Origin of the sequence: uncultured Lactobacillus sp. (assembly GCF_946477725.1) — a bacterium.
In the GTDB taxonomy this organism is placed as follows: Bacteria; Bacillota; Bacilli; order Lactobacillales; family Lactobacillaceae; genus Lactobacillus.
On the sequence record NZ_CAMKZC010000027.1, the window covers coordinates 1 to 13682 of the forward strand.

A 13682-nucleotide genomic window follows, 5' to 3' on the forward strand; every position below is an offset into this window, starting at 1 on the left:
ACTTGGCAGAAACAACATTTGACTTTTTTGACATGAGTAAATACCCGTTAGCGATTTATTCGTCGGCTTTAAGGCTAATTATGACCTTTATCTTGCCAATCGGCTGGATTGCTTCAATTCCACAAGAAAAAATTGCAGTTAAGCATGAGTGGGTCTGGCTTTTACTAATTCCTGGCGCCTGTGTATTCTTTTTTATCGTAATTTATCAGTTATGGCGAGTGTTTTTACAAAAATACCAAAGTACTGGCAGTTAACACTAAAAAGCTCTGTAGTTTATGGCTACAGGGCTTTTAAAGTCTATGATATTCTTTTTCTTTTCATTTTTTTGGCATTAAGTATTATTACTTAAAAATTGATTCCTGCAGTAATTTTAAAAATAATTCTGCAACTGGTGATAAGTTAACTTCACGTTTCCAAACCACCCTGATAGCTTGGTGCAGCTCTGGCTGCAATTTTCTAAACGTAATACCAGAGTTTTTCGAAGTGTCGGCTAATTTATCTAAAGTGAGCATTAATGCTGCATGATTTTTAACCATCAAAGTGCCGTTGAAGTTTAGGTTATAGCTGCCAATAAAATTCACAGTGTCATAGTAATTACCTAGCCAGTTTTGAAAAAGGTGCATTTTTTGCGCTTGCTGTGAATTTAATAAAGAGCGTCCTTGTAAATCTCCTGGTTTGATCACTGCTTTTTGCGCTAAAGGATCATTAGCAGGCATTAAAATTCCCCAAGTATCTCTTTCGGGTAAAGTTAAAGAGGCGTAATTAGCTAAAGGAACGTTCCCGATAATGACTGCAAAGTCAACCGTCCCGTTGTCTAACTTGCGTTCGGCATAACTGTAGTCCCCACTTAATAAGTGAATTTTAACAGAAGGATGCTCTTTAATAATTGCGCTGACCACATTCATGACCCGCTGCATCCCGAGGCTTTCTCCCGCAGCGATGGTTAAATCGCCACTAATAAAAGAAGCTTTTGTCAAGTTTCTTTTGGTTTTAGCAGTTAAATCTAAAATTTCCTGTGCCTGTTCAAGTAAATAATGACCTGCTGGAGTTAAAGCTAAATGCCGCGACTTACGGCTAAACAATTTAACGCCAAGTTCAGCTTCCAGTTCAGCAATTTGTCTTGATAAAGCTGGCTGGGAGATAAGCAGCTTTCTGGCAGCACGGGTCATATTGCCTTCTTGGGCCACGGCTACAAAGTAATTTAAAACTCTTAGTTCCATATTATCTTCTCCTTGCTAAATTGTTTTTGCCGCTAAAAAGTCCCTTTAATGCAATTTGGTTATAAAAATTCATGTTTAATAAGTATTTTACATAAAAACTGATATGACTAAAATTTTAATTGTTAAGTAAGATTGCGTTATTTTAATTTATATAAAATGAATAATATATAAAAAGCACCTATAATGATTGATTATAGGTCACTTTTTTAATCTATGTTTGGCAAAATAAGTAAGATTACTATTCTTACATTAATATATTTTTTTAGCTAATGCTTAAACTTAGATCTAAGTTTAATTATCGGAAAGAGGAACAATAATGAAAATATCAGAAGTAGCAGAAAAAGTAGATTTAACGCCTGTAACTCTGAGATACTATGAAAAGATGGGCTTAATACCTGCGATAAAGAAGGAACATGGCGTCAGAAACTACGAAGAAAAAGATCTTACCTGGATTAGTTTTATTAAGTGCATGCGTCAAGTGAAAATTCCGGTAAATGATTTGCTGGAATATACTAAATTGATGCAGCAGGGCAGTGATACTAAGAAACCCAGACGGCAAATTTTAGTCAAAGAATTGCATAGGCTAGAAAAGCAAGACCAAAATATTCAAGTTACCATTGCGCGGTTAAAAAACAAAATAAGTTTATACGATCAAGGTAAAATACAGTAAGCTAATTACCAGAGAAAGTTAACTAGCAAACGGTCAACTTGTGTGTTTTCATGTAATTTACTATGTTGGGCGCGAGAACCACGTATTTCTTTTTCCTGATATGAACGGGCGCGTTTACTGACTAAATAACGGTAAGAACGGGCAGAGTTAACGGTAACGTCACCATCACTGCCAGACCCCATATCACCATAGATATTCAGGACGTCAGCATTTTGAGGAAATTTTTTTCTCAAACTTAGAAGTCCGCGGTAGCCTGCACTCATTTTTCGGGGTTTGCCAGCGCGATTTAAGACAGTTTTATTTGGTGCCCCTTGTTCTCCAATATAACCGTTATAATGGCCGGCAATTGAAACCTGTTTATTTAGGTGAGGCATGTGCGAATTAGTGGCATTATTGCGCAAGTAATAGGCAATTTGTAAATTACCCATTGAATGTCCTACTAAATTGATGCGATTAAAACGATACCTTTTTTGCAGTGCATTAATTACGTCTTTAATATAATTGCTGCTTTTGTTCATGGCAGCAATTTGATTATTTGTTCCAGCAAAAATGCTCTTATTATTTTGGAGGTTGACTTCAACTATCGGGTTCTTGGCCCGTTTTTTTATTGTTCCAAATAGAGTAACTTTACCGGCAGGACTAACATCAGCGCGTATGACAGAATTAGTAGCATGCTGTTTTTGGGCATAAGCGACCATACTTTCTTCAGCATGGTAACTGCTGCCCCAGCCATGTACAAAAAGTGTTGGCGTAGCGATGCGAATGCTGGCACCATTTTCTTTTTGGTAGTTGTTTTTGAAGATGTAAACCGCAAGTAGCAATAACACTAATAGCAATGTGCCTGCTATGATAGTTTTATGTTTTTTAGTCATTATTAATCAGCTCCTTGCAGCCATAGTTTGCAATTATAAAAGCTGCTGTACATCCGCCACAATTTGAGCAGTAATTAAATGATTTTGCTGGTAAATTTCTGTAACTGGAGTTTGATCAGTATAAACGCGCTTTTGGCCGTAATTGAGCACCTTAGCCTTGGTTTTTCCAAGGTAGGATGCCACTTTTTGCCCAAAGCCGCCATCTAGAGAGTTATCTTCAAGAGTAACAATTACTTGGTGATTGGCTGCTAACCGGTCCAGTGCTTGTTTGTCCAAAATATTGGCAGAGAGTGGATTGACTAGGGTAGCTCCTAACTTATGTGCCACGTCTTTTCCTAATTGATAAAAGTCACCTAATGCTATGACAGCCACATCTTTACCTGGTTTAACCCGATACTTAATTTCTGAATAATCAGTCGCTATTGTTTGTTCGTCTGAATCTGGCACATTAGCCGGCATTTTAATAGCAACGGGGTGTTTTCTTTGTTTAATGGCCCACTTAATCATTGCTTTTTCTTCTTCTAGTGTAGTAGGAGCAAGATAAATCCAATTAGGTAAGTTAGAAACCATTACTTGGTCAAAGATTCCCAAGTGCGTTTTTGACTGGTTAGAAATTCGCCCGCCAGCTACTAGCATTACAACTGGCAGGTCGTTGGCAGCCGTATCGTGAGAAAGTTGGTCAAAAGCACGCTGTAAGAAAGTAGAATTTTCCATTAGAACCGGAATGCCACCTTCTTTGGCAAACCCCGTGGCAAAAGCAACAGACTCTTGTTCAGCAATGCCCACGTCCGTGTAATGATCGGGAAATTCTTTTTTGAACTCTTCCAGGTCAAAGACACCCGGAATGGCTGCATCAATCGCCATGACGCTTTTTCCTGCTTTAATCTCATCTTTAATCACGTCAAGCGCCACTGAATTAGGGGTAGGCTTCTGACTTTCTGGAGCAAGTGGCTGATCATCTTGCAAATTAAACGGTGAGACCCAGTGGTGAGCTTCTTCATCAAGAACTGCGGGCTCATAGCCCTTGCCCTTAAGCGTATTAATGTGTAATAAAATGGGGTGGTCAACATCTTTAACTGCTTTAAAAGCGGCAATCATATCAGTCAGGTTATTACCGTCTGCGACATAGCGGTAGTCAAAGCCCATTGCTGTAAACGGATTTTCGGCAGTCTGGCCGTTTGAATCGCGTAATTTCTTCAGAGCAGTCACTAAGCCGCCAACATTTTCATCAATTGACCATTGATTATCATTAACTACAACTACCAAGTTGTGCTTTTCAATTGCGGCATTGTTTAAACCTTCAAAGGCCAGTCCGCCAGTCATCGAACCATCACCAATTAAAGCCATGATATTTTCATGCTTACCCATTAAGTCGCGTGCCTTAGCCATACCTGTTGCTAGCGCAATAGAGGTTGAAGTATGACCAATTGAATAGTAATCATAAGGACTTTCGTCCGGATTAGAATACGGAGTGACATCTTCATAGTGGTCAGGATCAAGCCAGGCCTGTGCCCGTCCGGTTAACATTTTATGAGGATATGTTTGGTGCGAAACGTCCCAAATAATTTTGTCTTCGGGTGCATTAAAGACATAATGGTAGGCAATTGTGGCCTCCACAATCCCCAAGTCGGGACCAAGGTGACCTCCTTCAGCCGCATCTTTTTCTAAGATTAATGTTCTGATTTCCTGGGCTAATTTTTCCATTTCAGGGATGCTTAATTTTTTAAGATCCTGGGGTCCAGCAATGTGGTTTAATAAGAAATCTTCATGTTTGTTCATTTTCAAGTGCCTCCCTGCACTAATTTATTCAATCTTTATTAATAATTATAAAATACTTTATTGTGGTAGCGAGCTGACAATTATAGCAATTGCTATGTTCAGCAGGATAAATTTTATAATTATCAAAATTGTAGTACTTAAAGTTAAGGTTAAGTCAAATAGTAACCTAATTTTTTAGTTAAAAATGATATGGCATCGTTTAAACTATAATTACTAGGTACGTTTGAAATTGATTAGGGGATCAAAATGACAATTGGAAAATATAATCAAATATCATTTTGTGCATAAATCAGAGTGCATATCTAAGTGCAAGTGGGCCATCAAGAATTGTACTTTATTAGAGATGCCGGAATATGGTGGACAGGCAGAGCTATTTGTTAATCAAAATCTAAATACCTGCTTATTAAAGATAAGTTAGTGGTATGATTAAATTGTCCAGAAAACGTTTTAATAAGGGAGATGTTGATTATGAAAATAGGTTTTATTGGCACTGGCGTAATGGGTAATGCGATTTGCCTTAACTTATTAAAAGCTGGCCACGAGCTGTGGGTCTATAACAGGACAAAGAGTAAGACTGATAATCTAGTTGCTAAAGGTGCTACTTGGTGTGACAATCCTAAAGCTGTAGTTGAACAAACCGATACCATTTTCACGATTGTTGGTTTTCCAACTGATGTTGAGCAAGTTTATTTTGGTGATAACGGTATTTTACAGGCCGAAGTTAAGGGTAAAAATTTGGTAGACATGACAACTTCCAAGCCGGCTTTAGCGCAAAAGATTTTCGCCGCGGGTGAAAAACAAGGAGCAAAAGTCCTCGATGCTCCCGTTTCAGGCGGTGACCTGGGCGCAAAGAACGGTACACTGACCATTATGGTTGGTGGTGATGAGTCCGCATACCAAAACTTGGAACCTGTTTTTAAGGATTTCGGAAAGCAAGTTCATTATTTTGGACCAGCTGGTGCGGGACAGAATACTAAAATGGCTAACCAGATCATGATTGCAGGCACCATGACTGGCATGACAGAAATGCTGGTTTATGCCAAAAAAGCCGGTCTTGATCTTGAAGCCGTCCTTAAAACTGTTGGTGCTGGTAGTGCTGCTAACTGGAGTTTAAGTAACTACGGTCCGCGCGTCTTAAAGAGTGACTATACTCCAGGCTTTTTCAGTAAGCATTTTTTGAAAGACTTGCGCATTGCTTTAGAGACTGCGAAAGAAATGAAAATTGACTTGCCGGCTACTGCAGAAGCTAAGAAGTTATATGAGATACTTGTTGATGAAAAGCACTTAGGTGATTTGGGCACACAAGGTTTAATTAAACTCTGGTGGCAGTAAAATACTAATTTAAGATAAAGAAAAAGTGGAGTAATTCTTGGTTGGAACTACTTCACTTTTTTAAATGCTAATAAACTTATTTGATTTTACTTTTGACTTCAGGAACGCCATCCAGTACGTTGGCATAGCGCGCTAGAATGAAAAGGTAATCTGATAAACGGTTGAGATACTTTAAACAGGCAGGAGCTAACTCTTGCTCTTCGGCGTTTAATTTAACCATGGAACGTTCAGCCCGTCTGGCAACTGTCCGAGCATAATGTAAATGAGTTGCCGTAACCGAACCGCCAGGCAAAATGAAATGGGTTGTTTGGGGTATTTTCTTATTAAGTTCGTCGATTTCCTTTTCTAGCTTGGTCACTGTTTCAGGTGTAATCTCTTCGTGCCTTTTGACAACAATATCGCTTTCTAGTTCATATAAGTCCCGCTGTAAGTTTTGGATAGGGTCATGCAGTTCTTGGCATTTGGCAGACAAATTGGCAATTACGACACCGAGGTATGAATCAAGTTCATCAATATCACCGACAGCAACAATTTGCAGGTCGTATTTAGGAACCATTTTACCGGTAACCTGTTTGGTAAAGCCCTGATCGCCTACCTTAGTATAAATTTTAATCGTCATAAAAGCCTCCGTTTGTAATGATCAAGCGCAATATTCAGTGGCTTGTAGAGAATCGGGTAGAATACCAAATTACCAATGGCGTGGTAGGTATCAAAGACTAAACTACCAGCCCAGTAGGCCAAGAATGCGTTAAAGCCGCCGAAAATAGACATACCGAAGTCGACAAAACAGCCATATTCCCAACCAAGAAAAACGGCGAGAATCAGTTGCAAAGTAAAATGCTTTTTCAATGGCGTGAATTTATCCAGCAAAGCAACGGTTAAAACGCAGCCGCCAAAGGCTAAAACTTGTGCCACAGTCCAAATGCCAAAGCCTAAGTAAATATTGGAGACGACCATGGTCAAAAGAGCTAAGGCAAAACCAAAGCCGAAGCCGATATTTAACGTTACAATCATTAAAATATCGGTTACCGGCTGGACATTAGGCACAGGAATTATTTTGAAAATTCTCAGCGCTACGCACATGGCTGTTAAAATCGCTAGTAATGCTAATTTCTTAGTTGAATTACGTGCCATAACAAATTAGAAATTAACTTTTGCTAAAGTAAACTTAACCTTATCTTTATTTGCCAATTTTTGAATTGCGGCACCTTTTTGAGCGAACTTACCATTTATTTTGTAAGTCCAATAGATTTTTTTACTTGGATTTTGGCTCTTACCAGCTATTGAAGTAATAAGTCCATGGTCACTCTTTATTTTCCAGCATTTTCTTAAACCACGCATTACAGTTGAATGCTTTGGCAATTTAATAGTCTTCTTCTTGTAGGTCTTATTATGTACTTTTAGAGTGTAAGTAACTTTGATCTTACTGCTGGCATCAACCTGTTGGACATTTTGAGTTGTTTCATAGCCTGCAAAGGTAAAGGTAAAAATAGTGGCTATTCCGGTCAAAACTGATAATTTGCTTCTTTTCATATATAAACTCCCAATCTATTAATATTTTTGTGCAAGCACTAAAATAGTTCGTACTTAGTCACTTGCACGGCCAATAGTTTTACTTCATTTTGGCTAAAGTAAACTTGACTTTGTCTTTATTTGCGACTTTTTGCTGGTTAGCGCCCTTGGTAGCGTATTTGCCATTGATAGTGTAAGTCCAGTAAATTTGCTTTTTAGCATTTTGCTTTTTACCGTCAATTGCTGTGATAAAGCCTTTATTACTGTCAACTTTCCATGCCTTTTTCAAGCCAGTCATTACAGTAGATTTTTGCGGCACTTTAACTGTCTTTTTTTCAGTATCATTTTTAGCAGCTAAAACATAGCTAACGGAAATATTATTTGTCTTAGATTTTGGCTTTGTCTGGTTGTTCTGACAATCAGATAGGCTAAAGGCAAAAATAGCGGTGACGCTGGCAATTACTGGTAATTTACTTTTTTTCATGACTAAAATTTCGCCTACTTAATTTATTTAACAGGACATGCACCAGATTCACAGTCGGTTTGATCGACTAACTCCAAATCTTTTTGATCATCGTTTTGCTCGGCAAATACTTGAGCAACATCACCGGTGATCTCAGCTTTTCTTTCTTCATATTTTTCTTTGTCAATAGGTTCTTTTGGCGCTTGTTTCAGTGAGCCACCATAATATGGCAATAAAGAAGTTGACTTAATCACATGCCGGTATTGTTTAAACAGTGGTGTAATCTTGTCCCCTTCATCGCTTTGGAAGGTAACCGTACAACTGACTGCGTTATCTGACCAGTAAGTTTGCAAAAAGGCTTGTGTTGCAAATTGTTCTTCAATTGAAACCGTGCCAGCCGAGGCAAAGTTCTTGCTGTCAGCGTGAGCAGCACGCAATGGGAATTCGACACAAGTTGTGTTTGGTGAGTAAATATCTGGTTCTGAGTAGTAACCACAGGCATCGAGCGCTTTAAGCAGTGGGTCAGAAGCTTGGAACCGAATCCGTTGAATGAGGTAGCCGGCGTAGTGGAAGTGCATTCCTTCAGAAGCTCCCGCTAATTTGGCCACAGTACCTGAAGGTTTAACAGTAGTATGTTTAATTGACTCGTTGCAGCTTAAAGTCTTGCTGTATTCTTTATCAGCATCAACGACAGCTTGGTAAGCGGAAGTGACCATTTTAATTCCTTGAGGATCGTAAATTGGCTTCTTGATTTTTTCACCGGTTTCTTCATCAACGCTGTCTTCAAAGCCGGTAACAACGCGGTGACCTAAATCATTTAAGAGCCAGTCTTGAATACCTGACATTGAAACACCAATTCTCCTGTTCTTGGAAATGATGTTGCGGGATATTTCCCAGTCGTAGTCACTAAAGGTTACTCGTTTAGCAAAGCGAGTTGCCAATCTGAAAACATCTTTTAAATCCCAGTTTTCTTGCTCGGCAATATACGGGAATACTTCAAACAGGTTGCATGGTTCACCATTACCTAAGGAAATCTCTCCACAAGGGTTGGTACCTTCAACATCACCGTCAATATCTTTTTGATAACCGTCAATGATCCGGCCATAATTACGAGATAAATCCAGGTTAACTATTCCCGGTTCACCATTTTCTCTAATACCGTTTGCGATCGGTTCATATTCATCAAAGTTAGAATCAATGGCTACACTGTTGTTTGAGGCCCAACGGTGGTGGTAAAGTTTATCTTTATCTTGCTTCATAGTGATGAAGTCTTGGTCGGTGCTTGTACCTAAAGCTAGTTCCGCTGATCTTCTTACATTACCAGCAACGACTGTTTTACCAATCAGGTTGCAGATATCTGTACAATCAACAGAAGTTAAGTTGCCACTAGCCCGGTTGTTAATAATGTTGTTAATATCGAAAAACATTTCTACTAATGGCATAGGACCAGAAGCTGTACCGCCAAAACCGTGAATTTTGGCTCCATAAGGCCGAATTCTGCTGATGTCAAGTATCAGCTTGGTCTTATTTTCGGGATTAGTTTGATTGAAGTGCATGTCGATTAAACGGGCATTAGCTAAAACCCAGCCTTCGCGAGTATCAGGCAAATTGTAATAAACGTAATCTGATTTGTCCTTGCTTTGCTTGGCCCATTCATCTTTATCCGTTGCACCAAGTTTAATTGAATCAGCGTATGAAGCACTCTTTTTGTCAATTACAACCGTTAAATCGATTTTATTATCAACTGCAGGAATCTTTTTAATATTGTCTTGCACAACAGAAAAGCCAACGCCGCCGCCTTTCATTGATTCGTCAAAAAGAAATGAAAATGGCATTGAAACTGCTTCTTGCGCTTGACCTAAATAGTCTGGGACTATATGGCTATCACCGTATTTTTGCGGCCGAATAGCAATAAACCAGCAATTGTTTAACGAGTCACCATTGCGCTTTTGGTAGTCGGTGCCGGAAACCCACAAATTACGTCCAGAAGGTGTTGCTCCTAAACCGTAAACTAGTTTAAATAAATCCTTGGCTTCGTTTGTTAGTTCAGCGACTACTTCTTTTGAAGGAGTGCCTTTGAGTCGAGGATCAAGATTAATGTTGCCCTCAATTACGCGTTTAACCGTTTCGTCCCAATTTTCGGAACGATTTTTTTCAGGAAGCCACCTGGCATAGGTCCGTTTATAAGTAACCCAGCCAAGTTCTCCCCAATGGGGGGTGACATTTTGTTTCACTTGATCAATGTAACCCTGATCCAACGTTATGCTCGTATTTTTCATATTCAAAGTCACTCCTTAAAATTGATTATTGTTCCACAGACACATTATCTATGGTGTTCAATAGAACTATACCACAATATCTTGTACTTGTGAGAGAAAGATTTGCTTTGGGACACAAGAAAAAGTCATAACGTGATGTGCGAGTAAGTTATCGAGGTTAATAAAAAATCATATAGCATTCGCAGATATAAAAAAGCATAATAAGTTATAAATGACACTTATTATGCTTTAATATATGTTTAATTTTGGGGATAAACTAGCGTCTAACTAGGGTAAATATGAGAAAAATGACTCCCAGAAAGATAGCTACCGGAAGCAGTAATTGAACAAAGAAAAAGAAAGTCAGAGCACAGGTCAAAAGGAAAAAGAGAATTTTAAAAACGCCAATACCCATTTTGACAAAAAGCCAAATGAGAAATAAAACCAATAATAGTGTAAACATGCTCAATCACCCCTTTTACTTAAATTAAAGGATATTATAGCTTATTTTGTGAAATCGCAGTAGCAATGTAAACAAAATTTAAAAATAGTTAATTATGTTCTTTAGCTGTGAAATATTGTTATAATGAATCTCCACACTAATTTTTAGTGAATACGCATTATATTCTGAGGAATAGTTGGAGAGGAAGAACATGCTTGCGTTATAAACAAATAATTTTTGATGTTGATGATACCTTAATTGACTTTGCTGCTACAGAAAGTTTTGCTCTGCAGAGTCTTTTTAAAGCGCACCAATGGCCGTTAACCGATGAGCTGCAGCGGGACTATCATGCATATAATCAAGGTCTGTGGCGTGAGCTTGAGCAGGGCAAGATCGACTATGAGCAGCTGAGTAAAATAGCTTTTGCCAATTTTATTAAAGCTAAATTCGGGATTGAAATTGACGGCTTAGCAGTAATGAACGAATACCGCTCTTATTTTAGTGAAGCTCACAAACTGCTGCCGGGTGTAGTTGATACTTTACGCTATGCCAAAAAACAAAATTATGCATTGACTATTTTGAGCAATGGCGAAGCATATATGCAAAGACATCGGCTACAATTAGCCGGAATCGCTAATTATTTTTCGTTGATTGTGACATCAGAAGAAGCAGGATTTGCTAAACCTGATGCCCGTATCTTTGATTACTTTTTTGCTCATACTAAAATCGGCCCGGAACAAACAGTTTTCTTTGGTGACGGTTTGCAGTCAGACATACTAGGTGCAGAAAAATATGGCTTTGATAGTATTTGGTATAACCATAGAAAACGGAAAAATACGATGAACTTGCATCCGTTATATGAAGTAACTACTTATCCTGAATTTGTAGCCTTACTTAAAAGCGACTTCCAAAAGCAGCCGCAATAATTGCTATCTTTTGCTGTAGAAGTATAGTTCAATCCGGTATAATGATGGGAGAGGTGAAAAATTATGACTAGCAAAATTCATTCTTTAAATGATACTTATGAACTAAATAATGGCGTCAAAATACCAGTGATCGGACTGGGAACCTGGCAAACTCCTGATGGTGAAGTTGCCCAAAAAACCGTTGAGGATGCACTGGACATTGGCTACCGGTTAATTGATACTGCTGCCGCATATGGTAACGAAGAAAGTATTGGCCGGGGAATCAAAGTAAGTGGAGTGAACAGACATGATTTGTTTGTGACCACTAAGTTGTGGAACGATCATCACGGCTATCAAAAAACTAAAGCTGCCATTGACGAAAGCTTGACTAAGTTAGACTTAGATTATCTTGATTTGTATCTAATCCATTGGCCTAACCCGGCCCCTGTACGTGATCACTGGGCTGAATTAAACGCAGAGAGCTGGCAAGCAATGGAAGAAGCAGTACAAGCAGGAAAAATTCGTGCAATTGGAGTCTCTAATTTTAGACGCAAGCATTTGGCTGAATTACTGAAAACTGCCAAAATTCGTCCGGCTGTAAATCAAATTTACTTGAATCCTAGTGATATGGAGGAAGACGTAACAGCTTATAACAAAGAACTGGGTATTCTGAGTGAGGCATACTCACCACTTGGCAGAGGAGATTTATTTGCCAACGAGACAGTAGTTTCTGTAGCCCAACGCTATGGTAAAAGTCCAGCACAAGTCCTGTTACGCTGGTCGTTGCAACATGGCTTTGTTCCATTACCAAAATCGGTCCACCGCGAGCGTCTTGAATCCAACTTACAAGTCTTTGACTTTACTATATCTGAAGAAGATATGGCTAAACTTGATGGTTTGCATGGAGCAGGTAAGTTAGCAAACGATCCAGATCAAACGGATTTTTAAAAGGTGAATAAGTGATGAAAATTGGCTTTATTGGGGCTGGTAAGATTGGCGCCGCAATTATTAAGGGCTTGTTAAATGCTAAAAATCCCAGTGAAGATATCTATGTTTTTGACGGCGGACAGCATCACACAGCGCAAAAACTTGCAGCTAAGCTGCACTTAACCTTGATCAATAATTATGATGATTTTAAGGACTGCCAAGCGGTGGTAGTTGCAGTGGGCGGCTCAATTACTGCAACCATCATCAAAAATTTAGGCCAAAAATATCATGGCATAATTTTGTCAACTGGTGGTGGTGACCTGACGCAGATTAATGAAAATCTTCCGCAAGGCACTACCTTTGCCAAAGTTGTACCCAACACACCGGTTCAAGTTGGAGCTGGCATTACTGTTATTAGTTTTCTGCCAGATGAAAGGGCGGAAATAATCGCTGCTGTGAAAAAGATTTTTACACAAATGGGAACAGTATATGTCGTACCCGAAAATTTACTGGGTATCTATGGTACGGTAGCCGGGTGCACACCTGCTTACGTTGATTTGCTGGTTGCGGCTCTTAGTGATGTTGCTGTGCAAAACGGTGTTAAGCGGGCAGAATCATACCAGATAATTAACCAAATGCTTTTGGGTACCAGTAAATTAGCATTAGCTAGCAAGAAACTGCCTGAAGAATTAAAAGATGAAGTCACTACGCCAGGTGGTTCAACTATTAGGGGCGTCACCAAACTGGAAGAACTGGGCTTTAGAAACGCATTAATTCAAGCAGTAAATGCTTCTGCTAATTAAATTAAGCCTAAAAAAGACATCAGATAATTTTATCTGGTGTCTTTTTGTATTATTTGAAATGTTAAAAGTGTATTTAAGAAGGGAAATAAGTTTAGAAATTAAAACTCTTTATCTAAATCAACTGGAGTATCAGCTTTTTCACCCTTAATTAATTTCAAGTTGTTGTCAAAGGCCTTAACGACCATGTTGCGTACAGCGTGAGTAGTGTAGAAGGCTGTGTGTGGTGTAACCAAAACATTTGGCCGTGCGATTAAGTCAGCCAGACGCTTGTCAGGAAATTCTTTGCCACTAAAGTCACTGTTGAAAATACCAACTTCGTTTTCGTAAGTATCCATTACGAAGCCAAAAATCTTGCCTGAATCAAGACCGCGAACAACTGCATCTGTATCAACTAATGGTCCACGAGAAACGTTGACGATCACAACGCCGTCCTTCATCTTCTTGATTGAATCATCGTTAATCATGTGAACATTTTCTGGAGTATCAGGAACGTGAAGTG

General features: G+C 38.9%; 15 protein-coding genes. 6 read left to right on the plus strand and 9 right to left on the minus strand.

What is annotated here, in order from left to right; translation table 11 throughout:
• Positions 1-254 (plus strand): ABC-2 family transporter protein (locus Q0R51_RS07965; RefSeq protein WP_294757928.1); only part of this gene is annotated, 254 nt, incomplete at its 5' end.
• Between the two features lie 87 nt (positions 255-341).
• Here Q0R51_RS07965 and Q0R51_RS07970 read toward each other — a convergent pair.
• The gene (locus Q0R51_RS07970) at positions 342-1220 is read right to left on the minus strand and encodes a LysR family transcriptional regulator (protein WP_294757931.1); all 879 of its coding nucleotides are present in this window, start codon (positions 1218-1220) and stop codon (positions 342-344) included.
• A gap of 316 nt (positions 1221-1536) precedes the next feature.
• Here Q0R51_RS07970 and Q0R51_RS07975 point away from each other — a divergent pair, with 316 nt between their 5' ends.
• Positions 1537-1890, plus strand: a complete 354-nt coding sequence (locus Q0R51_RS07975) for a MerR family transcriptional regulator (RefSeq protein ID WP_046324075.1) — start codon at positions 1537-1539, stop codon at positions 1888-1890.
• A gap of 5 nt (positions 1891-1895) precedes the next feature.
• Here Q0R51_RS07975 and Q0R51_RS07980 read toward each other — a convergent pair whose 3' ends face one another.
• Both Q0R51_RS07980 and Q0R51_RS07985 read right to left on the minus strand, forming a co-directional pair.
• Positions 1896-2762, minus strand: a complete 867-nt coding sequence (locus Q0R51_RS07980) for an alpha/beta hydrolase (RefSeq protein WP_294757935.1) — start codon at positions 2760-2762, stop codon at positions 1896-1898.
• Between the two features lie 33 nt (positions 2763-2795).
• Positions 2796-4541, minus strand: a complete 1746-nt coding sequence (locus tag Q0R51_RS07985; protein WP_294757939.1) for a 1-deoxy-D-xylulose-5-phosphate synthase — start codon at positions 4539-4541, stop codon at positions 2796-2798.
• Positions 4542-5009: 468 nt separating this feature from the next.
• Between Q0R51_RS07985 and Q0R51_RS07990 the strand changes: the two genes are divergently transcribed.
• Complete coding sequence (locus Q0R51_RS07990) at positions 5010-5873, plus strand: NAD(P)-dependent oxidoreductase (protein WP_294757941.1); 864 nt, start codon at positions 5010-5012, stop codon at positions 5871-5873.
• Between the two features lie 76 nt (positions 5874-5949).
• Here the strand turns inward: Q0R51_RS07990 and Q0R51_RS07995 are convergent, their stop codons facing one another.
• The 5 genes from Q0R51_RS07995 to nrdJ form a co-directional block, all read right to left on the minus strand.
• Complete coding sequence (locus Q0R51_RS07995) at positions 5950-6492, minus strand: cob(I)yrinic acid a,c-diamide adenosyltransferase (RefSeq protein ID WP_294757943.1); 543 nt, start codon at positions 6490-6492, stop codon at positions 5950-5952.
• On the minus strand, positions 6489-7007 hold the full coding sequence (locus tag Q0R51_RS08000) for an ECF transporter S component (RefSeq protein WP_046324079.1): 519 nt from the start codon (positions 7005-7007) through the stop codon (positions 6489-6491). The genes Q0R51_RS07995 and Q0R51_RS08000 overlap by 4 nt, the downstream gene beginning before the upstream one ends.
• A 6-nt stretch (positions 7008-7013) precedes the next feature.
• Positions 7014-7406 carry a DUF4430 domain-containing protein gene (locus tag Q0R51_RS08005; RefSeq protein WP_122037101.1) on the minus strand — a complete coding sequence of 131 codons (393 nt, stop codon included), beginning with the start codon at positions 7404-7406 and terminating at the stop codon, positions 7014-7016.
• 79 nt (positions 7407-7485) lie between these two features.
• Positions 7486-7869, minus strand: a complete 384-nt coding sequence (locus Q0R51_RS08010; RefSeq protein ID WP_294757946.1) for a DUF4430 domain-containing protein — start codon at positions 7867-7869, stop codon at positions 7486-7488.
• Positions 7870-7892: 23 nt separating this feature from the next.
• Entirely contained in the window at positions 7893-10127 is a 2235-nt protein-coding gene (gene nrdJ, locus Q0R51_RS08015; protein WP_294757948.1) for a ribonucleoside-triphosphate reductase, adenosylcobalamin-dependent, read from the minus strand.
• Between the two features lie 636 nt (positions 10128-10763).
• On the opposite strand from nrdJ, the gene Q0R51_RS08020 reads away from it, so the two are divergent.
• From Q0R51_RS08020 to Q0R51_RS08030, 3 genes are all read left to right on the plus strand, one after another.
• Complete coding sequence (locus tag Q0R51_RS08020; RefSeq protein ID WP_174794504.1) at positions 10764-11474, plus strand: YjjG family noncanonical pyrimidine nucleotidase; 711 nt, start codon at positions 10764-10766, stop codon at positions 11472-11474.
• A gap of 63 nt (positions 11475-11537) precedes the next feature.
• Positions 11538-12401, plus strand: coding sequence for an aldo/keto reductase (locus Q0R51_RS08025; RefSeq protein ID WP_294757949.1), 864 nt, complete (start codon positions 11538-11540; stop codon positions 12399-12401).
• Positions 12402-12415: 14 nt separating this feature from the next.
• Positions 12416-13183, plus strand: a complete 768-nt coding sequence (locus Q0R51_RS08030) for a pyrroline-5-carboxylate reductase (RefSeq protein ID WP_294757951.1) — start codon at positions 12416-12418, stop codon at positions 13181-13183.
• A gap of 98 nt (positions 13184-13281) precedes the next feature.
• On the opposite strand, the gene Q0R51_RS08035 is transcribed toward Q0R51_RS08030, so the two are convergent.
• The coding region (locus Q0R51_RS08035; protein ID WP_294757954.1) for an NAD(P)-dependent oxidoreductase at positions 13282-13682 on the minus strand (401 nt) is incomplete at its 5' end.

Coding starts and splice junctions, on each gene's coding strand:
- Q0R51_RS08010 (WP_294757946.1), bottom strand. CDS start 7,869: ATGAAAAAAAGTAAATTACCAGTAATTGCCAGCGTCACCGCTATTTTT.
- Q0R51_RS07985 (WP_294757939.1), bottom strand. CDS start 4,541: ATGAACAAACATGAAGATTTCTTATTAAACCACATTGCTGGACCCCAG.
- nrdJ (WP_294757948.1), bottom strand. CDS start 10,127: ATGAAAAATACGAGCATAACGTTGGATCAGGGTTACATTGATCAAGTG.
- Q0R51_RS08030 (WP_294757951.1), top strand. CDS start 12,416: ATGAAAATTGGCTTTATTGGGGCTGGTAAGATTGGCGCCGCAATTATT.
- Q0R51_RS07970 (WP_294757931.1), bottom strand. CDS start 1,220: ATGGAACTAAGAGTTTTAAATTACTTTGTAGCCGTGGCCCAAGAAGGC.
- Q0R51_RS08000 (WP_046324079.1), bottom strand. CDS start 7,007: ATGGCACGTAATTCAACTAAGAAATTAGCATTACTAGCGATTTTAACA.
- Q0R51_RS08005 (WP_122037101.1), bottom strand. CDS start 7,406: ATGAAAAGAAGCAAATTATCAGTTTTGACCGGAATAGCCACTATTTTT.
- Q0R51_RS07980 (WP_294757935.1), bottom strand. CDS start 2,762: ATGACTAAAAAACATAAAACTATCATAGCAGGCACATTGCTATTAGTG.
- Q0R51_RS07975 (WP_046324075.1), top strand. CDS start 1,537: ATGAAAATATCAGAAGTAGCAGAAAAAGTAGATTTAACGCCTGTAACT.
- Q0R51_RS07990 (WP_294757941.1), top strand. CDS start 5,010: ATGAAAATAGGTTTTATTGGCACTGGCGTAATGGGTAATGCGATTTGC.
- Q0R51_RS07995 (WP_294757943.1), bottom strand. CDS start 6,492: ATGACGATTAAAATTTATACTAAGGTAGGCGATCAGGGCTTTACCAAA.
- Q0R51_RS08025 (WP_294757949.1), top strand. CDS start 11,538: ATGACTAGCAAAATTCATTCTTTAAATGATACTTATGAACTAAATAAT.